We start from the raw sequence: 23,576 nt of genomic DNA on the forward strand, positions 1-23,576 counted from the left end.
TATAAAGAATAAGAATATGTATAGAAATAAATTATTTGCAAGTGTGATAGGGCTGCTGGTTTTTGTGACGGGGCTTTCGGCTAAGGATTACCAAGTCGCGATGTTTGGGATCAAATCGGACGGGGTGACACTCAATACCCGTTCCATCCAGCGGGCTGTCGATTATATCAGTGAACAGGGAGGTGGCCGGCTTATTTTTTATGTGGGCCGTTATTTGACCGGTTCGATCGAACTGAAGTCGAATGTGACGATCCGTATCGAAGAGGGAGCCGTCTTGGTTGCTGTCCCATCTGTGTATGATTTTAAAGGGGTGGAGAAATGTAATGCGATTATTTACGCAGACAAGCAAAAGAATATCGGTATCGGTGGAAAAGGCATCATCGATGGCCGTAGCATCGCCGTGCGGGCAAGTGTGGAAGAGCAATTGCAGAAAGGCCATATTGAAGGGAATATATCCGGTTATGCACCGGCTTTGATCTGTATGGCGGGCTGCGAGGATGTGAAAATCGAACAGGTTACCCTGCAGGATGCAGCAAACATCGCCGAAATATATAAGGATTGCCGCAATGTGACAGTCGACAAAGTCGTTGTGAATGCAGGTGCATCGGACCGGAAAGCAATCTCGATTTCCGGCTGTGACGGAGTGAAGATGACGGATTGCTACTTCAATATGACAGGGAATCCGTTGGAGAGTGCCGGGACATCCCGCAACCTGATATTTACAAATTGTATAACACCAGATGGCAAAGCTGTCTCAAGCGATCAATAAAAGGAGGAAAAAACTATGCAGAGGAGATCTTTTATCAAACAGAGTGTTTTATGGACGGCCGGTTGTGCTGTCGGTAGCCGTATGCCGTTGTGGGGTGCGGTCGATGCGACCGGTGAGGTGACGGGAGCAGCCTTGCGTTCCGGTGAACTATATAAATTATTTCGCGATCCGCAATCCATTTACCGTCCGTTTGTCCGTTGGTGGTGGAACGGGGATAAAGTGGAAGCCGACGAGTTGAAACGCGAACTGCACATATTGAAGGATGCAGGTATCGGAGGAGTAGAGATCAATCCGGTCAAATTCCCCGGTAATGACACGGACGATCTGGGAAAGAAGTCGCTGTCCTGGCTGAGTGACGAATGGATCGACATGTTACGGGTGACTTTTGACGAGGCGAAGTCGCTCGATATGACCTGCGACCTGATCGTCGGTTCCGGCTGGCCGTTCGGGGCGGAGTTCCTGACGGGAGACGAACGGGCGGATGTCGTAGTGAATTACTCCGAGAAACTGAGCGGGCCGATCGATTATGAGGTCTCTCGCGACGGCCTGTACTGTGCGGCCGATCCTGCTATCAGTTCTCCCTTCCTCGGAAAGAAGATGGAGTTAGTATCCTTGCAACTGGTCCCCGAACCGTTTGGCAGTCTTGATCAGGCTATCGACCTGATGGGGAAGGAGGTGGACGGGACGTTCAAGTTCAAAGTGCCCGATGGGAAATATGTCTTGTTTGCCTTGGTCAAGATACGCGGTTTCCTCGAAGTGATCAATGGCGCCCCCGGTGCTACGGGACCGGTGTTGAACCACTTCAACAAGCCGGCCGTACAGAAATATCTGAATAATATGTCGGACAAGATCCAGAACCGTTTAGGCCCGTTGTCCGGCAATATCCGTTCCCTGTTTACCGACAGCATGGAACTGGAAGGTTCGAACTGGTCGTATGATATGGCGGAAGAGTTCAAGAGACGTCGGGGATATGATGTGCAGCCGTACCTGCCTTTCATCCTGTTTAAGATGGGGAGTATGGGGAATGTGTTGACCTATGAGCCGAAGGTGCAGTTCACACCCGAACTGGACGATACGATCCAGCGTGTACGCTATGACTTCGAATATACGAAAGCCGAACTGTTGCGCGAGCGTTTTACACGGACTTATCTGGACTGGTGCAAGGGGCTGAACGTCAAATCGCGTGCACAAGCCTACGGACGTGGTTTCTTCCCGCTCGAAAGCAGCTTGGATTATGATATTCCCGAATGTGAATCCTGGACGATGACCTGGTTGCGGCACCGTTTGGGCGAGGAGATGTCGGAAGAGGATTATCGCCGGGGCCGTGCCTATACGATGGTCAATAAATATGTATCTTCTGCCGCCCACTTGCGGGGAAAGCGCCTGGTGAGTTGCGAGGAGATGACAAATACCTATACCGTGTTCAATATGACATTGGAGTTGTTGAAGATCGGAGGCGACCAGACGGCTATCTCCGGTGTGACGCATTCCATCTTCCACGGTTTCAACTATTCTCCGAAAGAAGCTCCGTTCCCCGGATGGATTCGTTACGGGGCTTATTATAACGAGAATAACAACTGGTGGCCGTATTTCAAATATTATACCGCTTATAAAGGCCGCATGGCTTCCGCCCTGCAACATGGAACCATGTATGCGGATATCGCGATCTTGCATCCGATAGCCGATATGTGGAGCACGTTGGGGATGCAGAACGAGCCGTTCCCCGCCACTACCAATGTGAAATATAAGACATTGGTATGGGAAGCAATCAATAAGAACGGTAGCGGTTGCGACTATGTTTCCGAATCGATCATCCGGGATGCCGAGATGAAAGACGGTTACTTGTGTTACGGTCCCCGCAAATATAAAACGCTTTTCCTGATCGAGGTGGAGAGTATGGAACCGGCTACCGCGCGTAAATTGTATGATTTTGTGGCCTCAGGCGGGCGTATCTTCTGCATCGAGGCTTATCCGCATAAATCGGTCGGCCTGAAAGATCATGACAAGCACGATAAGGAAGTGCAGGAATGGGTGGAAAAGATGAAGCAGATGGACGGGCGTTTCATACTGCTCCATAAACCGGAAAAAGACTTTGTCGGTTGGTATCAGGGGGTTCAGAAAGACTATGGATTGACACCGTATATGACTATCGAAAAACCTGATCCTTACCTGATGCAGAACCGTTATCAGGGCGATAACAGGGAAGAAATGTTCTTCTTCAGTTATGCGCACCGCTATAATTCGCATCAGACCCGTATCTCCTTCAGCAACGAGATTGTAAAAGGCCGTCAGGGTTGGGTGTGGGATCTGGAAACGGGCGAACGTTACCGGCTGCCGCTGGATGCCGCCAACAGTTTCCTGTTCGACTTCGGCCCGGCTGATTCTCTCCTGATTGTGTTCGATAAGCAAAAGAGAGGGAATGATTATAAGCCGCTGCCTACTTCCGGTACGGACTTGAAAGACCTGTCCGCCGACTGGGATGTCGAATTTCGTCACAGCCGTGAGAATACGGTGCAAAAGACACATTTCGACAAATTGCAGGATTTGAAAGATACGGACTATGTGAACTTCTGCGGAACGGTTGTCTATAGGAAGAAAATCAATGTCTCTTCGCCTGCCGGAACGGTGCTTAACCTCGGATTGGTGCACGGTGTGTCCGAAGTATTCGTGAACGGGCAGAGCTGCGGTGTCAAATGGTATGGCCGTCGTATTCATCCGGTTGCAGCCCAATTGAAACAGGGTGAGAATACGGTTGAGGTACATGTCGTAACCGTTATGGGAAACTATATGAAGACGCTGAAGGATAATAAGATTGCCCAGGCATGGACCAGGAGACAGGATGTTGTACAGCCGGCGGGATTGGTCGGACCGGTAACCGTTTTTAGAATTAAAAATTAAGAATTAAAAATTAAGACTTAGAAGAGCTATGAATGTGATTAGAAAAATAATGATCCTGTGCTTGCTGGCGGGAATGGTGATTCCGGTGTGGGCGAAAGATTACCAGATGACTATGTTCGGGATCAGGTCGGATGGGACGACCATGAATACCCGTTCCATACAAAAGGCGATCGACTTTATTTCCGAGAATGGGGGCGGACGTCTGGTGTTTACCGTCGGACGTTATCTGACCGGCAGTATTCATTTGAAGTCGAATGTGACGATCCATTTAGGAGAGGGGGCTGTGTTGGTCGGTTCCACCAATCCTTATGATTATGATATGGAACTGAATGCCTGGTACGGCTTGATCCTGGCGAACAAGCAGGATAATATCGGCATTACCGGTAAAGGGGTGATCGACGGTCGCGGGCGTGAACTTGCCAATAACTTCATCAACCAGGTTTATTCAGGGGTGATCAAGGATAAGTTGCAGTTGGGGCGTGTTGCCAACCGTCCGAAGCTGGTCTATCTTCGCGAATGCAAGAATGTGGAGATAAAAGATGTGACGATGATGAATCCGGCTTTCTGGACGCAGACCTACGACCAGTGCGAGAACCTGTTGATCGACGGTATCACGGTGCATAGCCGTGCTTACTGGAATAACGACGGGATGGATATTGTCGACTGTAACGGCGCGTTGATCCAAAACTGTTATGTGGATGCGACAGACGATGCGATCTGCCTGAAATCCCATAGCGCCGATGCCGTTTGCCAGAATATCGAGGTACGCAACAACACGGCCTGTTCAAGTGCAAGCGGTATCAAGTTCGGAACGGCTTCGACGGGTGGCTTCAAGAATATAAAGATTATCAATAACACTGTATTCGACACGTTCCGTTCGGCCATAACGATCCAGGCGGTTGATGGCGGGCAGGTTGAAAATGTGGTAGTGGATAGCCTTCGTTCCATCAATACCGGAAATCCCATCTATTTGGTCGTGGGAGAACGCCGTGAAGGGCGTCGCAGCCGGATGGACAACGTGCATATCTCGAATGTTTATGCCGAGGTCCCGGCAACGAAACCGGATGCAGGTTATGACTACGAAGGGCCGACGGAAGATAATCCGCGCAATGTCTCGCCTTCCGGCATTGTCGGCTTGCAGGATAACAAGATTACGAATGTCTCTATCGAGAATGTCGAGATCGTCTATCCGGGCGGTGGTAATCCGTTGTATGCTAAAGTGGGCCTGGACGAACTGGACAAAGTACCGGAAATGCCGAAGGCTTACCCTGAGTTCTCTCAGCATAAGGAGTTGCCGGCCTGGGGGTTTTATGTCCGTCATGCCGATGGGGTCACTTTCAAGAATGTGAAGTTGACTGCTTTGAAGAAAGACTATCGTCCGGCTATTGTTTTGGACGATGTGCACAACGGTGCATTTACGAAGATCAAAGTGGTTGAACCGTCTGCCGGAAAGAAGGAAAAGATACACGCTTACAAGTCTACGAAGATTAAAAAATAGAAAGCGTTTCCGCACGTTCCGCATGTTCCGTCTTATACACTTTTTTGCTGGTGAAATTTATAATTATATAATTGTATAATAATGTTTTACAGCTAAAGATATGTAGTGCGGAACTTTTTTTACATGCGGTTTCCGTAACTATTCCGGTCTATCAGGGAAACATCGCAAAAGTCATTCTTGATCCCTCCCCATAGGGATCATGGATATCTATTTTCATATTTTCTGTTTTCCGCAGGCTGAAAATAGATAAATTAGCCTTAATGGTCTGTTATATAATGCTTTCCTCCATGAGAAAAGTGTATAAGGCGGAACATGCGGAACGTGCGGAAACTCATAAAAAACGTACATCTTTTCAGAAGAAGATGTACGTTTTCCAAATGAAAAACTTACGTTTATTTATCCAAAGATCTTAACCAGCGCTTTCCGGCGGGAGTCAGAATAAAGATCAAGTAGACTAAAGCTAATCCACCGATAATACTATATAAAGTAACTGCTGCACTCATTGTCTGTCTTTTTTATTAGTTATTAATGTAATAAATGCACCTTTCTTCCTTCACAATCGGAAGCAAATGAAAATTCACATTCTGTTTTCTTTTCATAGCTAATATGTTTAGTTATACGAAAGTAAAGGTAGAAAAGATTTCAAACCTTTCCTACCTTTTATGAATTATTTTCGTGATAAAGACGGCTTTAGAAATACCCGTGCGTTTTCACATCTCCATATTTGAGGGCTATCTCCACCCGTTTGACGATAAATGTATTATCATCTTCGGACTGGAAAGCGATGCGGTTATATCCTTGCTTGAGGACTTTGCCGGGCAGGATAAAGGCATATTCCTTTTCTTCTCCTTCCAGTCCGCGTTCCCTGTCGTACAGGCGGGTGTAGGCAGGCATTTCTTTTTCAACCGTTTCCCCGTTTACCGTCAACCGGCAGGCTATCGGCCGACTGGTGCGGATGAATAGGATTGCTTCTTCCGGATATCCTTCTTCTACCGAATCCCCGATATAGAGATCCGCCTCTTTCCGTTCGCCTTTGCCTATTTTTAACGGGAGTGGGGAATCTGGCTTTATATTGTACTGGACAACTCCGTCAGACAGTGCATAGATCTTATTCCGGCCTTTTAAAGTTTCCAACGAACCCAATTCCCGGAGCAGCTCCGGCATCATGATCCGGCAAACCTGGCCGCCGTCTTCCAGATATAGTTTCCCGTCATGTTCGGAATTGAACGCGCCGAAATAGTAGTTGAACAGGTAGATCCCGTCTGCCCCCTGCGAGAGGATATGGGAACACATGCCCCTGTGCATGCCGTGTGACCAGAATTCCCGCGGGCGGTAGCCTCCGTCGTCGATCGAGCTGTAGAACGGGATGTTGAGGTCTTTCCCCATTTCTTCCCTGAACTTGGCCACCGGCATGGCGGGATCGCCTCTCCAATGGACACCTGTACTGATAAAGTCCAGCAGTCCGAGGCGCAGCCATTCGCGTATATCCAGCCCTTTCATCATGTTTTGCTCGGCCGTCGGCGCTACACGTGCGGAGAGCAGGATCTTTCTGCCTTGTTTAGCTGAAATTTCATCCACCTTCTGACGGATATCTTTCATTAATTGTGTCATAAGCGGTGCGTTCTGCGGCCCTGTGCCAGACTTGAAGTAAACGATAAAGCGCATAAAGTCGAGATCGTATCCGTCGATTATGTCGGCATAATTCTCCAATTGCTCGGAAATAATCGCCAGCTTGCGATCGCGGACTTCCTTTATGGCGAAGTCAAAAGCTCCGCCGCTGTTATAACCTTGTGTCGTGTCGTTCAGCCAGTATTCCGGATGCTGAATCCAGAAATCGGTGTACCAGATCGGACAATGGGTAGTCGTATCATTGAAATGCAAGTCGTTCATCCGGTAGGTGATGAAGGCTTCCATCCCCTTCTCCTTTGCCCTTTTTAGGGTATAGGCGACCAAGTCCGTCCCTTCTTTTTCCAGGTTCAGATGGTTCCGGTAGTATTTTCGGAAAGAGTTATATTGAGCCGTGTCGCAGCCGCAATCCAACGTTCCGTTCAGGTCGTCTCCCATCACATGGCCATATTTGGAGCGGACATAGAAGAAATCGCTGCCGGAGCACATCATATAGGTCGTGACCTGTGAGTTCGCCACCATATCGACACTGGAATCCAGGTCGGCAAGCGTAAGCGGACGATACTTGAACCAGCGGTTTCCTAACAGGTCGGAACCGTCGTTATTATGAATGATCCGGAATGTCCGTTCGGGAGCCTTTTTTACATCGGGTGCACAGGCAAAGAAAGCCTGTGCACATAAAAGAATCGAGAAATAGTTAATTATAAGTGATTTCATGGTGTGTTGTGTGTTTATTCGGCTAATGAATAAGGCTTTTCCTCTGCTGTGAACTGCCTTTTCTTATTGGGACTCGAAGTCATTTGGAAGACGAGTTCGCCTCCGTCCATGATATCCTGATGGGTGATGTACGCCTTTTCGTAAGGTTTGCCGTTCAGGGTGACGGATTTGATGTAACGGTTCTTGTCGCTGACCTTATCCGCTCTGACCGTAAATGTTTTTCCGTTTTCCAGGTTTACCCGCATGTAAGGAAGGTAAGGAGTTCCGATGACATACTGGTCGGTTCCGGGGCATACCGGATAGAAGCCCAAGGCCGAGAAGATGTACCAGGCGGACATCTGGCCGCAATCGTCGTTGCCGCACAGGCCGTCGATATTGTTGCGGTACATGCGGTTCATGATCTCGCGAATCCAGTATTGCGTCTTCCACGGTTCGGTAGTCCAACTGTATAAATAAGGAATGTGGTGGCTCGGTTCGTTACCGTGGACATAAGTGCCGAGCAAGCCTTCCCGTGTCACATCTTCGGTCTGGGCGAAGAACTCGTCCGGCAGATGCATGGTAAACAAGGAGTCCAGCTTGTTGATAAAGCTGCGGTTGCCACCCATCAGGCGGATCAGGTCGGACGGAGCCTGCGGAACATAGAAAGAATAGTTCCAGGCGTTTCCTTCGATAAAACCTTGTCCGTGTGTGCTGAGCAGGTCGATATCCTCTTTCCAGCTACCGTCTTTGTAACGCGGACAGGCGAAGCCCAGGCCGGGTTTGAACACGTTCTTGTAAGAGAGTGCGCGCTTCTTGTAAGTATCGGCAATCTGTTTGTCTCCCATCAAAAGAGCAGTGTGATAGACTGTCCAATCCTCATAGGCATTTTCCAATGTGATGGATGCCGATGTTTGTGAATCGTCGAAAGGAACATATCCTAATCGTTTATACTCGTCCGTATGATCATAATAAGGCACGTTCGAACTGCTGACCATCGCTTTGATCGCTTCCTGTTTGTCGATCGGCAAGCCTTTGGTGATGGCATCGGCCAGGACAGAAACCGAGTGATAGCCGATCATGCACCAGTTCTCGTTACCCATATGCGACCAGACCGGCAGCAGGTGATGCACACTTTGGCTGTAATGGGCGAGCATCGATTTCACAAGGTCCGTGCTGACATCCCGTTTGATGATGTTGAACAACGGATGCAAAGCCCGGTATGTGTCCCAGACAGAAAATACGGTATAGTTCGTAAAGCCCTCGGCCTGGTGGATATTGTGGTCGATCCCCCGGTATTTCCCGTCTACATCCATATAAACGGACGGATTGATCATCGTATGGTACAAAGAAGTATAAAGCATGGATAGCTGGTCGTTGCTGCCCTCCGCATCGATGACGGACAGCGCGTTCTCCCATTTCCCGTTCGTTTCCTGGCGGATCGTGTCAAACGACTTGCCGGTAGCCTCCGCTTGCAGGTTCTTTACGGCCCCGTCTGTTCCGACAGCCGAAAGAGCCACTTTGATTTCGAGCGGGGCGCTTCCTTCCTTGAACTCGAAGTAAGAAACGACTTTACGTCCGCCGATCTCCGGGAAGTTCTCTGCTGTATTGAAACGCCGGAAACCACCCGGATAGTTGACTTTCTCCCGGTCCGTATATCCGTAACGGGTGACCGGCTGGGAGAACGAGATGGCAAAATAGGTGTAGTTTACACGGCTCCATCCGTTGGTAATGCGGTAGCCGGTAACCAGGGTGTCGTTTTCGACCCGGAGGTTTGCCCACAACACCTTGCCGTCGTAATTGTAGATGCCGTGGTTGAGGTCGAGTATCAGTTGTTTCTTCTGATCGGCCGGATAGGTGTATTTATGAATACCGGTCCGTTCGGTTGCCGTCAGTTGCACTTTGATCTGGTCGTCGGCCAGCAACACTTCGTAGTAGCCCGGACGGGATATTTCGGTGTCATGGCTGAACCGGGAACGATAGCCGCTGTCCGGATTATCAGCCGTACCGGGGTTGACCTGTAATTTCCCGGTGAAAGGCATCAGCAGGATATCGCCGAGGTCGGAATGCCCCGTTCCGCTGAAGTGCGTATGGCTGAAACCGACGATGGAACTGTCCTTATGCTGGTAGCCGGCACAGTATTCATACGCGCGGGGTTGATAGACTCCGTCGATGTTATGGGGAATGGTATCGGTGTCAGGACTTACCTGTACGATGCCGAACGGGGCGCAGGCGCCGGGAAATGTATGTCCCATCCCGTTTGTTCCGATGATCGGGTTTACCAGATCGGTCTTTTGCGCCATAACCGGCATGGTTATGCAGGCAAGAGCGACAATCAGTGATTTCATTTGTTTTTGCATATGCGTGTTTTTCTTATTTTCTGGGATGTCCAAAGGTAAGCAAAGCCGCAAATATGCAAATGTATTTTTTGTCGGATTTATTTAGATATTTGGCTAAATGGCGGAAAGCTACAACGCTTCTGCGTATTTGACCAGTTGGAGAACCTGCTGGGGCTCGTCAAAGTTGATCTTATTACTTTTTATATACGCCTTTATCGTTTCTTCCTGTTCTTTCGGATATAGTTTCAGAAACTGTTTGGAAGACTGGAACTGCTTTTGTTTCTTGTTCTTCTTGATCGTATATCTTTTTTCCACGTCGGCAAGAATGATTTTCTCTGTTTCCAGATTGTAGGAATGCCCTCCCGACTGGATGCTCGAATAAGAATCGACAGAGGCTGTTTCTGAACGCCCTCCATAACCCACCTGTTTCCCTTCCGGACGCGATTTGCCTCTGTAGGTGACAGCCAGATACGGCTCCTGGTTCAGATGCTCTTGCGCCAGTCCTTTGGAATTCAACTGGAAGATACGATTGTCTATCTTCAATGTCCGCACCATGTCCGGCTCGGCAAACAGCTTGATATTGTTGTTGTCGTTTTCGTCTATGAACATAAAAGCGTTTCTTGCCAGATTGTAGTTTACCTTTACGCTGAACACCCTCCCGTCCTTGTAATAGATAAGGCTTTTCTGGAAGTCGTTGAAGAGGTATTCGGACTTGCCTTCCTGGGCTGACGATTTGCCTGTTACGGCCATCAGGCAGATGATTAGGGAATAGATAAGTTTTCTCATGGCAATCACTGTTTAAATTCTTACGAAAGATACGTATTGTTTCGGATAAGAACAAAAAAAGCCGTCTCTTTTTACAGAGACGGCCTTTCGGATATATGGAATAAGTTTGTTATTACTTAACCAAAGCAGCAAATTCGCTGTTAGTTGCATATTTAGCAAATTCCAGGTCGATAGCAGCTTCTTTAGCCATAGCCTTGTCAGCAGCGATAGCAGCTTTCAGGTTGCTGATAACTGCGTTAGCGTCGTTTGTGCGAGCAGCTACGACAGCTTTCAGGTAAGAAGTTGTAGCGTCGGGTTTAGCAACTGCGTTCAAAGTCTGAGAAGCCTTGCTGTAATCCTTAGTCAGGATCTGAGCCAGAGCAGCGTTGTTAGACTTAACTGAACCGAAAGAGTTGGCAGCCTTAGCCCATTCGCCCTGTTCCAGGTACAGAACACCCAGAGCTTCGCCTAATTCAGCAACGCCTGCTGCGCTACCGAACAACTGCTGAGCCTTAGCCTGGTCGCCCTTTGTCAAAGCGATCAAACCTAAGTTCATGTTAGCTTCCGGATTTGCTTTTACAGAGTTTGATTTGTTGAACATCTGTTCTGCCTTAGCCAGGTCGCCGGCGCGGAATGCCATCATACCGATGTTGTTCCAAGTGCGGTAGCAGTTAGGATACAGTTCAGAAGCCTTTGTATAGATAGCCATCTTTTCTGCGTCGTTGTTAGTCAGAGTTGCAGCGTACAGAATTTCTTCGATGTTCAGTTCAGAAGGATTGCTCTTAGCCAGTGCGCTGATTTCGTCGTCAGACTTACCGATGATTTCGATATTGGCAGTCAAACGGGAACGACGAAGTTGCGGCAGGATTGTTTCAGCCAAGTCAGAGTAAACAGCAGAGATGTTCTTGATTTCTTTTTCTCTTGTTTCAGGATCCTGGTACATAGAGATAACTCTCAGCACGAGGTCTTTATCCTGCAGGTTGGAAGCGGCTACCAATTCTTTGAAGCCTTCCCAGTCCTGAGCTGTGTAACGAGCGTCAACCGGAGCGTCAACTTTCATTTTCTTCAACTCTTTAGCCAGATATTTGCTTGTGTTGCCTTCACGATTTTCAGCCAGGCCGGTGTTCAACTTAACACCACCGTCAGGAGAAGCGTAAGCAGAGATTTCGATTGCTACGTTCTGGTTAGGAGCTTCGTCTGCATTCTTAACAAGTTCTTTCCATTCTTTGATTGCGTCGGAGTTCAACTCTTTTGCACGCAGGTTAGCCTGCTGGATAAGGAACATGATGTTAGCATCGTGAGCTTCTTTGATGATACGCTGGAATTTGTCTGCTGCGATAGCTGCGTTGGCAGTAGCTGCGTCAGCCAGTTCAGATGTAGCGATCACACCTTCGCCGATTTTTACGTCCGGCAATTTAACTGTCTTGTTCTTGATCTTTGCGTCGAAAGTCAGATACAATTCAGATTTTTTCATTTCCGGTTTGTAAGTGAAAGCAGATTTCATGGTTACGTTAGCACCATCTTTCTGCGGGATAACCTGGTTGTTACCCTTTACTTTTTCACCTTGGTAAGTGTAAGATGTTCCCCATGCTTCACCACCGGCATAACGAAGAACCGGAGTTACGGTTACAACAGCTTTCTTGTTGAACCATTTTGCAGGGAATGTGGCATTAATAGTCACAGGAACTTTGCCTCCGATGGCCTCAAGCGGCTGCGGTTCAGCTTTGATGTACTCTTCAGCTAACGGTTTCAACTTGTTTGAACAAGAAGAAAAAGTCAGAATTGCTGCCAATACGAGGAAAGGCATTAAATACTTTTTGTTCATAATTTGATGTAAGTTTAAAATGTTACTATGTTTATATATTCACTTTCAAATATCCCTTAGCCATCAAAGTGCAAAACTAAAGCATTTTTTTGTTATGAAGAGCAAACAAGAGATAAAATCTTTCTAATTAATACTTATTAATGAATCTTGTCTCCATTTTTTCCTGTCTGATTTCAAAACAGATAGGAAATGAAGTGGATTTAGACTTTTTGCTCTGCGTGTCTTATGCAAATATCCCTTTCATTTCTCCCTTTGTCCGGTGAATCCTTCCGGATTTCGTCTGACCCTTATTGTCAAATTTTAATCAAAACAGGGCTTTTTGAGTATAAAGTTTGTTATTATAAACAATCTTCACGATGTACACGCCAGCCGGAAGCGAACCAATCGGCAAGGTTGCCTGTTGCCCGGCGATGGAATAACTGCGCACAGGCTTTCCGGTGAGCGATACCAGGGTGAGCGAAGCCCGGCTGACGGGGACTGCAAAGTCGATGCGGATCGTATTCCGGTATCTGTCGACGGACAGGCTGACGTCTGTTGCCGCTTCTATGCGTTCGTTGGCCGTTCCTCCTTCTTCGTTCGGGTCCATTCCGGCGCAGACGGGAGCAGTCACTCCGACAGGATCGAGCCAGTATTTAAGCTGCCTGCTACTATCGGTCGGTTCGGACCAGCTTTTTTGTATGGAGAAAAAGAAGTCTTCGACCGGATTGGCACAGTTGGAAGCACCGCCTGTCAGACCTCCGATGATCCGGTTGTCGCCATCTAAAAGGGGAGAACCGGACGAACCTCCGGCTGTGCAGCCTGTCGTCCAGCGGGCTACCTTCCAGTGGGCGTTTTCGTCAAACTCTGTAGCTGTGATTTTGTATGTCTGAAGCTCTACATTTCCTTCGGCGACACTGATCCGTTTCAGCGATCCGCTTGGATGGTGGATGCAGGTATAAGGAGCTGTCCCCGCGTCCTGCGCGTTCCAGCCGGCATAATAGGCCCGGTAGTCGGTGGGCGGAGTATCGAGCAGTTCCAGCAAGGCCATGTCTGTCTTTTCGTTCACGGCCCGGAAATGGGCGGATGCTACCGTCTGGTCCGTGCGTCCGGGTTCTACCGGACTGCATTGGGGGCTGTTGTAATTGAAGTAACAGACGATCTTGCCCGCCACCTCTTCATAATCCGGGTTTTGGATCCGGAACTGGTTGTTCAGGCAGTGCGAGGCTGTAAGGAGATAAGGTTTCCCGTCGTTTGCCGTGTTGTTGACAAGCGTACCTGTACAGCCGATTTGTCCGTCGATAATCAAAAGGACAACGCTTCGTTCGATCTCGTCGTAACGTGTTGTCGTATCTTGGAAACAGGCTACGGTCGGCATACACTCGAAAGCCGTAAAGTCGGGCTGCGGTTCCGAGACTCTGAGGTCCCTGTAGCCGTGGTTCACTTCGCCGACCGCGAGTTTGCCGGGAAAAGCGGCTGCCGCTGGTTCCTGGTATTCGACGATCAGCTCGTCTCCCTGGATCGGGGCGACGGGCAGAATGCCGCGTTCCGAATTGTTCAGGTGGTTGAATGAGCCCAATACTTCCGATTGGTCGCTATTATAAAGGAACACGCGTGCGCCTTCGGGCAGATGGTATTCGCTGAACATTATATTGAGGGAGAGCGCACCTTCGGAACGTATTCCGAGCCGCCAGACCTTTGTCCCGTCGGGCAGGGTGAAACGGCTACCGGAGTTCTCCGGCGTATAGTCCGTCATGAACTTGTAGGCAAAGCGGAACCCGCTCCGCAGGCCGGTCGCTTCGAGCGAGTCGAGCCGGAGCTGCTCCGCCAGGTCGAACGGGGGCATAGTGATAAACAGGTCCTCTGTCAGGCTTTTGGTAGCCGTGAGAGGCAACGGTCGTCCTCCGTGACTGATTTGTGCCTTGACGGAAACACTAAGAAACAGGCATAATCCGAAGTATATGATAAGATGTTTTGCCATAGTGGCGGCAAATATACGATTTTAAGGAAATAATCTGCTATTTCAGATTCATTTTAAAATCATTCCTGATATTTGTCCTGTCGAAAGATTAGACAGATAAGAAGTAGAACTATAAAAGAAGAATAAAATGAAGAAGATTTTAGCCCTGTTAGTTTGCCTGCTTACCGTAAGTATGGCAGTCCGTGCGGACGATGACCGTCCAGTTCGTTTCGACCAGTTGCCCGCTAAGGCACAGGCGTATGTAAAGAAATATTTCCCGCAGGAAAAGGTGGCGTTGGCAAAGATGGAAAAGGATTTCTTCGACAAGAAATATGAAGTGATTTTTGCCAGCAGCAGCAAGGTGGAGTTCTTTAAGGACGGGACCTGGAAAGAGGTGGATTGCAAATATTCAGCCGTCCCCGAAGCCGTCATCCCCGAAGCCATCCTGCGCTATGTAAAGACAAATTATCCCGGCCACAAGGTCGTTAAGATCGAAAAGGAAGACCGGGGATATGAAGCGAAACTTGCCAACGGCATGAAATTGGAGTTCGACAAGAAGTTTAACTTGGTAGATATAGACAATTAATTAAGAACCGATTTAAATAGAAACAGTATGATGAAGAATGTATTTTTGCTTGCGGCACTGTCTCTGTGCCTGTTCCAGAGTTGTGACAATGATGACAACGAACCGGTTCCCGGCTATGTGAGCGCCGAGACCAAAGCGGCCTTTGACGAAAAATATCCTTCGGCGAAGGATGTGGAGTGGGAGACTCGTAACGATTATTTGATAGTGGATTTCAAACAGGATAAAGTAGAGAAGGAAGCCTGGTTCGACAACAGCGGAGTTTGGTATATGACGGAAACGGATATCCCTTTTGCACAGCTTCCCGATGCGGTGAAGACGGCTTTCCGGCAAAGCGATTATTCGACCTGGAAAGTGGACGATGTGGATATGATCGAACGCCGGGGTGTCGAGACTGTCTATGTGATCGAAGTGGAGCAAGGCAATAGCGAGGTGGATCTTTACTATTCCCCGGATGGCATCCTGGTGAGAACCGTTCTCGATGCGGATGGCAACGATGGCTATGAAGATTTCATCCCGTCCCAACCTTCCTCTTCCGTAGAGGCTTATATCAAAGAAGATTATCCCTCTGCCCGCATCCTGGATATCGATCGGGAGAAAGGCATGACGGAGGTCGAAATACTGGACGGAACGGTTTGCCGCGAACTCTTGTTCAATGATGGAGGCGCTTGGATGCAGACCAAAACGGAACTTCGTATTTCCGCACTGCCGGATGCGGTAATGGCTGCTATCAAGGCTTCGCAATACGCAACCTATAAGATCGACGATGCCGATTTCATCGAGACGCCCGATGGCGAATGGTATCTTGTCGAATTGGAATCGGGCGACAGGGAGGTCAACCTCCGTATCGATGCTCTGGGGAATATATTGTAGAGAAAACCGTTTAAAGATCGATTAAACAGCGTTTAAGCGCGATTGAAAGGCTATCCTTTCGGGATGTATTCTCGATTAGGACAGCCTTTTTTCTTTCTTTTTATCAAGTATATAAAGTGTTTATATATAGCCGTTTAAAATTTCCTCGCCTTGGAAACTGTAGTTCCCTCGGCAGGAAACGAAAGTTCCCTCGGCAGGAAACTGTAGTTTCCAAGGCAAGAAACGAAAGTTTCCTCGGTAGGAAACCCTATTGGAGCACCTGGGTTTAGGGTGACACTGTGACGCCTCTTTTTATTGGACCTGGAAGATATGTTCACCCTCTTGGTATTGGTAGGAGATGTGCAACCCGTACTGGCGGCAGATCGCTTCGGCTATGGCGAGGCCGAGTCCGGTCGATTCCTTTTTCTTGCTTCCCTGGTAGAAACGTTCGAAGATATGCTCGCCGTCGAGAGGCCCGGCCTGTCCCGTGTTGGCGATAGTCAGCGAGTTTGCCTGGATCGTGACGCGGACGTGTCCTTTCTCCCTGTTATGGATAAAAGCGTTTTTCAGCAGGTTGGAGACGAGCGCCTCCGCCAGTGTCTCGTTCATCGTGATTGTCAGGTTGCCTTGCTCTTCAAGCGAAACTACCGTGTCGTAGTGGCTGAATATCTCTTTGTAGTCATCCAGCAGCCGTTTGGCGATGCTGTTGATTTCGACCGGACGGCTGTCGGTGAATTGCCCGTTGTCGATCCGGGAGAGGAACAGCAGGGATTTGTTCAGCCGGACGATGTAGTTCAGCGTGTGCTTGGTCTTGAACAGTTCTTCCATTTGTTCCTCCGTCAGTTCCGTGTTGTCGAGCAGCCATTCGATACGGTTGCTGCAAACGGCGAGCGGCGTCTGGAGTTCGTGCGAAGCGTTGCCGATGAATTGTTTCTGCTGTTTGAATAGCTGTTCCGAACGTTCGACGGCTTGGGCGGCAGCCTCGTTCAGCCTGCGGAATTCCGGGATAGTGGTGTCATTGGGAACCGGTTCGTGCTGCTTGCCCGGCAAATAACTGTCCAGCCAGTGCAATAGCGCGTACAACGGGCGCAGGCTCCGGTAGAACACCCAGATGCAGACCGTAAGCAGGGTGACCAGCAAGACGATGTAGAGAAAGAGGATCCAGTTGGCGACGGCCTCCCGTAGATCTTCTTTTTCAAAAGAGGGAGTCGAGACTTCCAACAGGAAATAATTGTCGTCCTTGTCGGTGAAGATGGTCCGCAGCACGCGTGCCGGTTCGGTCTCTTCCTTTTCCTTTATATATATGTCGGCGTCGTAGTATTCGATCGCCGGGTATTGTCCGGCTTCTTCCTGGCTGATGGGACGGATGGAATAGCTGTTGTTGGTCCCGTCGTTTTTCGAAGGGAGCTCTTTGCCGGCAAGCGAGCGGATGATGATCGTCTCGGAGTAATCTTCTAAGGCGTCGTCTACCTCGTCGTTGATCTCGTCGATCATGGTGAAGTAGAAGAAAACCGTCCATACCGTCAGGACAGCCAGCAACGCCAGGGACAGGCGGATCAATATGCGGTAAATCAGTTTCATCTCTGCCGTGCCTTATTCTTCTTCGTTGATGACTAATTTATATCCGAAGCCGTAGATGGAGCGGATTTCGACTGTCGCGCCCGCCTTCTTTAGCTGCTGGCGCAGGTTCTTGACCTGTGCATAGACGAAATGGAAACTGTCAGCCTGGTCGATATGGTCGCCCCAGACCGCCTCGGCCAGTACGGCTTTGTCGATGATATGGTTCGGGCGGTTGGCGAAATAGAACAGGATGTCGTATTCTTTCTTGAGAAGTTCCATCTCCTTGTCGTCGACGAATACCCGGAAACTGTCCGGCTCGATCCGCAGGTTTCCCAGCCGGAGGGAGCGCGAGCCGTCGCCACGCTGTCGTCTCAGTACGCTTTTGATCCGGGCGTTCAGTTCGGCCAGGTGGAAGGGCTTCGGGAGGTAGTCGTCCGCTCCCTGTTCCAGCCCTAAGACCTTGTCCTCGATGGAGTCGCGGGCGGAGATGATGATGACGCTCTCCCGCTTCTGCTGCTCCTTGAGCATCTCCAACAGCTTCAAGCCGTTCCCGTCCGGCAGCATGATGTCGAGCAGGATGCAGTCGTAGCTGTAGTCTGCTATTTTCAGGCTCGCTTCGCGGAAGGTGGCCGCCGTCTCCACTACATATCGCTCTTTAACCAGTGTTTTCTGCATCAGTTCCCTGAGCGAAGGTTCGTCTTCTACTATTAAAATCTTCATAAATATCGCCTTATCTGTATCCAAAGATACGAAGCGAATTTAAAATAAACTTGAAATGATCATTTTAAAAAGGCAAACAACTGTCGAATCTCATGATTTTTAATTAAGTTTGCCAGTCCGTTCAAGGATACGATTCTAAAACCAATATTATAAATTAAAATACAAACGCTATGGCAACAACTCCTTTCAAGTATCAGGCTCCGTTCCCATTGGGCCCGGATACGACAGAGTATTATCTGCTTACAAAAGATTATGTTTCGGTTTCCGAGTTCGAAGGAACCCCGGTTCTGAAAGTAGCGAAAGAAGGTCTTACGGCAATGGCTAATGCCGCTTTCCGTGATGTTTCCTTTATGCTTCGCCGTTCGCACAACGAACAGGTGGCTAAGATCCTGAGCGATCCGGAAGCAAGTGATAACGATAAATATGTAGCCTTGACTTTCCTGCGTAACGCAGAAGTTGCTGCTAAGGGTGTACTTCCTTTCTGCCAGGATACCGGTACGGCTATCATCCACGGCGAAAAGGGACAGCAGGTGTGGACAGGCTACTGCGACGAAGAAGCGCTTTCGTTGGGTGTTTATAAAACCTATACGGAAGAAAACCTGCGCTATTCGCAGAACGCTCCCCTGAACATGTACGACGAAGTGAACACCAAGTGCAACCTGCCGGCCCAGATCGACATCGAAGCTACGGAAGGCATGGAATATAAATTCCTGTGCGTGACAAAGGGCGGCGGTTCCGCTAACAAGACTTACCTGTACCAGGAAACAAAGGCGATCCTGAATCCGGGCACTTTGGTCCCCTTCATCATCGAAAAGATCAAGACATTGGGTACGGCTGCTTGCCCTCCTTATCATATCGCAGTGGTTATCGGCGGTACTTCTGCCGAGAAGAACCTGCTGACGGTGAAGCTGGCTTCTACTCATTATTATGACGAATTGCCTACGACCGGTAACGAGTATGGCCGTGCTTTCCGGGATATCGAACTGGAAAAAGAAGTGCTGGCTGAAGTTCACAATATCGGTTTGGGCGCACAGTTCGGCGGCAAGTATCTGGCACATGATATCCGGATCATCCGCCTGCCGCGCCACGGCGCTTCCTGTCCGGTCGGTTTGGGCGTTAGCTGCTCGGCTGACCGTAACGTGAAATGCAAGATCAACAAAGACGGTATCTGGATCGAGAAATTGGACAGCCATCCGGGCGAACTGATCCCGGCTGAACTGCGCCAAGCTGGCGAAGGCGATGCTGTCAAGATCAACCTGAACCAGCCGATGGCCGATATCCTGAAAGAATTGGATAAATATCCGGTGGCAACACGCCTGTCTCTGAACGGTACGATCATCGTAGGCCGCGACATCGCTCACGCCAAGCTGAAAGAACGCCTGGACCGCGGTGAAGACCTGCCTCAGTATATCAAGGATCATCCTATCTATTATGCCGGCCCGGCCAAGACTCCGGCTGGTATGGCTTGCGGTTCTATGGGCCCGACGACTGCCGGTCGTATGGACTCGTATGTCGGCCTGTTCCAGAGCCACGGCGGCAGCATGGTTATGTTGGCGAAAGGTAACCGTAGCCAGCAGGTGACGGATGCTTGCCAGAAATATGGCGGTTTCTATTTAGGAAGTATCGGTGGCCCGGCTGCTATCTTAGCGCAGAACAACATCAAGAGCATCGAATGTGTCGAATATCCCGAATTGGGCATGGAAGCTATCTGGAAGATCGAAGTGGAAGACTTCCCCGCATTCATCCTGGTAGACAACAAGGGTAACGATTTCTTCAAACAGATCAAACCGCGTTGCACTTGCAGCAAGTAAGACCTACTTTACGTTCATATAATTAAAGAGAGGGAGTGGAAAAATTCATTCCCTCTTTTTTGTTGAAGGACGATGTCTCTTATTTGATTTTTCCAATTGAACACGGATCTTTGTAGTAAATCCTTTTTATCCCCAAAACCTAAGGGGAATGTTGTATAAACGACCTTGTTTTGTCCTGTAACCCACATGTTTTGGAAAATTATGCGTGTTTTTTCTTGTTGATTCGGAAAACCTATTTACCTTTGCAACGATTCCGTAGTGGGCAGCGGCCCACGGAGCGCGGGATCAATTACATATTGTAAGCATTTTACGAAGATTATTCCTGTTCGAAAAAATCTGGAAAATTTTTTAGCTTAGTGGAATAATGGACAGTAAATGCTTGCGCTGGTTACGTATATAACGTGTCTCCCCATCTTAGATGGAGGGATTGTATTATGTCGTATAAGGCGCGGGCTATTGTTCTATTATTACTAAGCGGGCTTTTCCAGATGCCTTCGAATAAATAATAGACAATTGACCCGCGTTTTTTTTATGCCCGTTCATAATCCTCGCGGGGAGTTGTTTTTCTCCTTCGTAAAATTAGTTGTTGGATTTTTATACACTATTTTATTAACAATTAATTTTTAATGATTATGAACAAGAGATTTTCTACTCTTTTGGCTGCCGCTCTGGTAGCCGGTGGTTTGTCTTCGACGGTGATGGCAGCTGATACAACACCGGACAAGGACAAATATTATCGTTTGGAAGATGGGTCGTCTAACGTTTTAGGTGTTGATGCTCTGAAAACCGATAGTTTAGTTTTAGCTGCAAAAGGAACTTCATTAGACGATCGTTTCTTTTGGACAATTACAAAAGAAAATACAGCTACAGCGACTGATGTTTACAAATTGGTAAATAAGGAAACAAAAGCTGTCTTATCTTTGGCTATCCCAGGTAGAACAACTGAAACAGGCAAAACCGGAAATGTTGCTGCAGCCCTTATCAAAGCGAATGGTGTTTTGAATCAATGGGTAAACAGTTCTGCTGCTGCTTGGGGAAGCGCGGGAAAATTTACGGCTTATAAAGATGGTAAAGAGTACGGTTTGGTTACGGTTAAAAACCTTTGGGGTGGTGCGGTAACAAGTGCAGTCGTTGCTGTTGCACAATTAAACGGAAGTGGTGCAACTGTCGCTGCTGAAACAGGTGCTACAGTATTACAATTGAAACTTGTTGACGACAACGATCCTGTTGATCTGACTGCAAAAGACCTGAATGCAAAGAAAAACGCAAAAGGTTTCGATTTGACATTCACTCCGAATTCAGACGATAATATTTTCTCTGGAAAGACTTTGCAGGCGTTGTCTGTTACGGGAACAAGTGTGTCTTATGCAAGAGACAATGATAATAATGAAAAAACAGCCAATTTGACTATTGCAGCCACATCCGCTGATATCGCTTTTGATGGAACAGATGCAACAAACAAGATTGTCTTTTTAGCTACAGGCAAGACTGTAACAAACGGGGCTAAACAAACTGTTAAGTATTTTGCAGTTGTCGATACTGCTTATATCGCAGGTACAACTCAATTCGCATTTACAGAAGATACAATCGGTATTTCTACAGATGGAAAGAGTTTGGTTCCGGCTGAAGGACGTGACTTGGCTTCTTATATGTTCTCGGTTTCTTACAACTATTCTAAAGGCAATGTAGATATCTATCCTCTTGTTGTACCTACAGCTCCTGGAGATAATGAATATTGGGGCGATGTTGAAAAGAAAGGTACTTATGCCGCTACTATTAGTGCAGAAAACACTGCTTTGGATGTAACGGCTGCCACAGATGGTTACCTGGCATTCATCAACGTATTGAAAGATGCTAAAGCACTGACTTTGGATGCAAAAGCTACAGTTGAAGCATTGGAAGCCTACAAGAACATGTCCATCACTTTCGGTTCTTCTACCGCAGTTAAGAACCTTGATACGAAGGTTGCTTATTTCGTAAAAGAAATGGATGAAGATAACAAGGCTACAGGTAACTATTGGGTTGCCGGTGACGCTAAATCTGCTGCTGCTTCTGCTTATGTTCCTTCAACACAGTGGAATTTGGTTTCTAATGGTGGCACTTCTTACAAGTTGGTTAACCGCGAAAGTGGAAAAGAACTGTCTGGTGCTAATGGGACAGCTTATGATGTTGATGCTGCCAATGGAGTGTATATGATCGGTTCTAAGACTGTTACTTTGGTTAAATGCCCGGAAGCTACAGGCAACTATGTCGGTTATAAGAAATTCTCTGCTTCCCAGGTTGACAATCTGACATTTGCTATTCAGGTTCAGGCTTTGAGCAATGATCCTGTCTATCTGACGACAAAAGACTCTGCTATCGTTGCAACTGTTGATGCAGACAAGAAAGTAATGTTCCGCCTGAAACCGAATAAAGAAATGAAGTTTGGTGATGCTGAAAATGATTCTTTGAAACGTACTTCTTATATGTTGTTGAGTGCCGACAAGAAATCTTATCTGGCTTATGACAAGGCATTGAAATCTTATAAGATGACTTCTGTAGCATGGGAAAATGCGAATGCAACAGATGCAACAGCAGTGCTGGCTACTTCTAAAACGGATACTGCTTTTGTTTACTTCCAGGCTGTAGGCAAAGACAAATATTCTTTGGTTATGGAAAAGATCTATACGCCGACTGCAAAAGTGACTGCAGGTTCTGGTATTACTATCGATGGTGCTTATGGCACAAAGTTTACTATTGCTCAAAATACAGAAGCCGGTGTTCGTACGCAGAGCGGTTTGTATGACCAGAAAGTATCTGTAAACATCACCGACGGCGCTGTTAGTCAGACTGAATACGACAACGTAGCATCCAACACTGTATTTATGATCGAAGACGGTACTCCTGATTACGACAAGACAATCCAGAAACCGGCTCACCAGACTATCACGCTGTCAACAGACAATGCAATGGCTCTGACAATCACATCAGACAACTTTGCCGCCCTGAAACGCGTAGGCCAGGAACTGAAAGCTGATTACACGATCGATAACCTGAAGATGTATATCGACACAGCAACGATGGCTGATGTAAACAAACCGTTGTACTACATTGCTACAGGCCAGAATATCTCTGACGACTGCAAGGCTAAGGGTGAAATGAACTATCTGGTATCTTTCGAAGATTCTGTAAAGATTGACGGTTACACAAGTGAGACTCTTCCTCGCGTCGGATTCCTGGAAGGTGTTGTTGAAGCCGATACAATCACATTGTTCAACGGACATGCTATTGCTGATAAAGACACTGTAGTTATCAAGAAGAATCATGTAAACATTGCCAACTGGGCATTCACTGCTAACGAAAACGGTTCCATCTCTCTGGAAAACCAGAAATCAAACAAATTCGTTGCCGTTCGTAATGATGTATTGGTAATGGTTCCGAGCATCAATGAAGCTGCTCAGTTCAATATGGCTGCAACAGAAGCTCCTACCGCAAACGAAGGCGTAGAAGTATCTGAAGTAGCGGTTATCGCAGGCGAAGGCCAGGTAACCATCGCTAACGCTGCCGGCAAGAAGGTTGTTGTAAGCAACATCTTAGGCCAGGTAGTAGCTAACACGGTTCTTACTTCCGACAACGCTGTAATCGCTGCTCCCCAGGGTGTAGTCGTAGTAGCTGTCGAAGGCGAAGAAGCTGTCAAAGCAATTGTAAAATAAAAGAAACAC

The 23,576-nt window shown here is 48.0% G+C and carries 14 protein-coding genes; 7 read left to right on the forward strand and 7 right to left on the reverse strand.

The annotated features are described in order from the left end of the window. Nucleotides 1-16: 16 nt before the first annotated feature. From H8S65_RS08040 to H8S65_RS08050, 3 genes are read left to right on the forward strand one after another with little or no spacing between them, the layout of a single operon-like run. Nucleotides 17-769, forward strand: a complete 753-nt coding sequence (locus H8S65_RS08040) for a glycosyl hydrolase family 28 protein (protein ID WP_186929472.1) — start codon at nucleotides 17-19, stop codon at nucleotides 767-769. Between the two features lie 15 nt (nucleotides 770-784). Further along, nucleotides 785-3,667 (forward strand): glycosyl hydrolase, encoded by a 2,883-nt coding sequence (locus H8S65_RS08045; RefSeq protein ID WP_186929473.1) that lies wholly within the window; start codon nucleotides 785-787, stop codon nucleotides 3,665-3,667. Between the two features lie 28 nt (nucleotides 3,668-3,695). After that, on the forward strand, nucleotides 3,696-5,165 hold the full coding sequence (locus H8S65_RS08050; RefSeq protein ID WP_186929474.1) for a glycoside hydrolase family 28 protein: 1,470 nt from the start codon (nucleotides 3,696-3,698) through the stop codon (nucleotides 5,163-5,165). Nucleotides 5,166-5,855: 690 nt separating this feature from the next. Here H8S65_RS08050 and H8S65_RS08055 read toward each other — a convergent pair. The 5 genes from H8S65_RS08055 to H8S65_RS08075 all read right to left on the reverse strand — a co-directional run bounded on the left by H8S65_RS08055 (nucleotide 5,856) and on the right by H8S65_RS08075 (nucleotide 14,370). Continuing rightward, entirely contained in the window at nucleotides 5,856-7,508 is a 1,653-nt protein-coding gene (locus H8S65_RS08055; protein WP_186929475.1) for a glycoside hydrolase family protein, read from the reverse strand. A gap of 14 nt (nucleotides 7,509-7,522) precedes the next feature. Further along, nucleotides 7,523-9,844: a GH92 family glycosyl hydrolase gene (locus H8S65_RS08060; protein WP_186929476.1), complete on the reverse strand. Its 2,322-nt coding sequence runs from the start codon at nucleotides 9,842-9,844 to the stop codon at nucleotides 7,523-7,525. Nucleotides 9,845-9,952: 108 nt separating this feature from the next. Further along, a complete protein-coding gene (locus H8S65_RS08065; RefSeq protein ID WP_186929477.1) occupies nucleotides 9,953-10,609 on the reverse strand; it encodes a hypothetical protein in 657 nt (218 codons plus the stop codon). Between the two features lie 112 nt (nucleotides 10,610-10,721). Beyond that, nucleotides 10,722-12,413 (reverse strand): tetratricopeptide repeat protein, encoded by a 1,692-nt coding sequence (locus H8S65_RS08070; protein ID WP_186929478.1) that lies wholly within the window; start codon nucleotides 12,411-12,413, stop codon nucleotides 10,722-10,724. A 304-nt stretch (nucleotides 12,414-12,717) separates the two neighbouring features. Then, the gene (locus H8S65_RS08075) at nucleotides 12,718-14,370 is read right to left on the reverse strand and encodes a trypsin-like peptidase domain-containing protein (RefSeq protein ID WP_186929479.1); all 1,653 of its coding nucleotides are present in this window, start codon (nucleotides 14,368-14,370) and stop codon (nucleotides 12,718-12,720) included. A gap of 127 nt (nucleotides 14,371-14,497) precedes the next feature. On the opposite strand from H8S65_RS08075, the gene H8S65_RS08080 reads away from it, so the two are divergent. Together H8S65_RS08080 and H8S65_RS08085 are read left to right on the forward strand one after the other, a co-directional pair. Continuing rightward, the gene (locus H8S65_RS08080; RefSeq protein ID WP_186929480.1) at nucleotides 14,498-14,935 is read left to right on the forward strand and encodes a PepSY-like domain-containing protein; all 438 of its coding nucleotides are present in this window, start codon (nucleotides 14,498-14,500) and stop codon (nucleotides 14,933-14,935) included. Between the two features lie 27 nt (nucleotides 14,936-14,962). Next, nucleotides 14,963-15,805, forward strand: a complete 843-nt coding sequence (locus H8S65_RS08085; protein ID WP_186929481.1) for a PepSY-like domain-containing protein — start codon at nucleotides 14,963-14,965, stop codon at nucleotides 15,803-15,805. Between the two features lie 291 nt (nucleotides 15,806-16,096). Here the strand turns inward: H8S65_RS08085 and H8S65_RS08090 are convergent, their stop codons facing one another. Together H8S65_RS08090 and H8S65_RS08095 are read right to left on the reverse strand one after the other, a co-directional pair. Then, complete coding sequence (locus H8S65_RS08090) at nucleotides 16,097-17,365, reverse strand: sensor histidine kinase (protein WP_186929482.1); 1,269 nt, start codon at nucleotides 17,363-17,365, stop codon at nucleotides 16,097-16,099. A gap of 12 nt (nucleotides 17,366-17,377) precedes the next feature. After that, nucleotides 17,378-18,064, reverse strand: a complete 687-nt coding sequence (locus H8S65_RS08095) for a response regulator transcription factor (protein ID WP_186929483.1) — start codon at nucleotides 18,062-18,064, stop codon at nucleotides 17,378-17,380. Between the two features lie 170 nt (nucleotides 18,065-18,234). On the opposite strand from H8S65_RS08095, the gene H8S65_RS08100 reads away from it, so the two are divergent. After that, nucleotides 18,235-19,875, forward strand: coding sequence for a fumarate hydratase (locus H8S65_RS08100; protein ID WP_186929484.1), 1,641 nt, complete (start codon nucleotides 18,235-18,237; stop codon nucleotides 19,873-19,875). 632 nt (nucleotides 19,876-20,507) lie between these two features. Next, nucleotides 20,508-23,567 carry a DUF6383 domain-containing protein gene (locus tag H8S65_RS21240; protein WP_186929485.1) on the forward strand — a complete coding sequence of 1,020 codons (3,060 nt, stop codon included), beginning with the start codon at nucleotides 20,508-20,510 and terminating at the stop codon, nucleotides 23,565-23,567. The last annotated feature ends 9 nt before the right edge of the window (nucleotides 23,568-23,576 follow it).

Source organism: Parabacteroides hominis (genome assembly GCF_014287585.1).
GTDB lineage: Bacteria > Bacteroidota > Bacteroidia > Bacteroidales > Tannerellaceae > Parabacteroides > Parabacteroides hominis.

Excerpts from the sequence above, each read along its gene's own strand:
- H8S65_RS08040 (WP_186929472.1), top strand. The coding sequence starts at position 17 with ATGTATAGAAATAAATTATTTGCAAGTGTGATAGGGCTGCTGGTTTTT.
- H8S65_RS08045 (WP_186929473.1), top strand. The coding sequence starts at position 785 with ATGCAGAGGAGATCTTTTATCAAACAGAGTGTTTTATGGACGGCCGGT.
- H8S65_RS08050 (WP_186929474.1), top strand. The coding sequence starts at position 3,696 with ATGAATGTGATTAGAAAAATAATGATCCTGTGCTTGCTGGCGGGAATG.
- H8S65_RS08055 (WP_186929475.1), bottom strand. The coding sequence starts at position 7,508 with ATGAAATCACTTATAATTAACTATTTCTCGATTCTTTTATGTGCACAG.
- H8S65_RS08060 (WP_186929476.1), bottom strand. The coding sequence starts at position 9,844 with ATGCAAAAACAAATGAAATCACTGATTGTCGCTCTTGCCTGCATAACC.
- H8S65_RS08065 (WP_186929477.1), bottom strand. The coding sequence starts at position 10,609 with ATGAGAAAACTTATCTATTCCCTAATCATCTGCCTGATGGCCGTAACA.
- H8S65_RS08070 (WP_186929478.1), bottom strand. The coding sequence starts at position 12,413 with ATGAACAAAAAGTATTTAATGCCTTTCCTCGTATTGGCAGCAATTCTG.
- H8S65_RS08075 (WP_186929479.1), bottom strand. The coding sequence starts at position 14,370 with ATGGCAAAACATCTTATCATATACTTCGGATTATGCCTGTTTCTTAGT.
- H8S65_RS08080 (WP_186929480.1), top strand. The coding sequence starts at position 14,498 with ATGAAGAAGATTTTAGCCCTGTTAGTTTGCCTGCTTACCGTAAGTATG.
- H8S65_RS08085 (WP_186929481.1), top strand. The coding sequence starts at position 14,963 with ATGATGAAGAATGTATTTTTGCTTGCGGCACTGTCTCTGTGCCTGTTC.
- H8S65_RS08090 (WP_186929482.1), bottom strand. The coding sequence starts at position 17,365 with ATGAAACTGATTTACCGCATATTGATCCGCCTGTCCCTGGCGTTGCTG.
- H8S65_RS08095 (WP_186929483.1), bottom strand. The coding sequence starts at position 18,064 with ATGAAGATTTTAATAGTAGAAGACGAACCTTCGCTCAGGGAACTGATG.
- H8S65_RS08100 (WP_186929484.1), top strand. The coding sequence starts at position 18,235 with ATGGCAACAACTCCTTTCAAGTATCAGGCTCCGTTCCCATTGGGCCCG.
- H8S65_RS21240 (WP_186929485.1), top strand. The coding sequence starts at position 20,508 with ATGAACAAGAGATTTTCTACTCTTTTGGCTGCCGCTCTGGTAGCCGGT.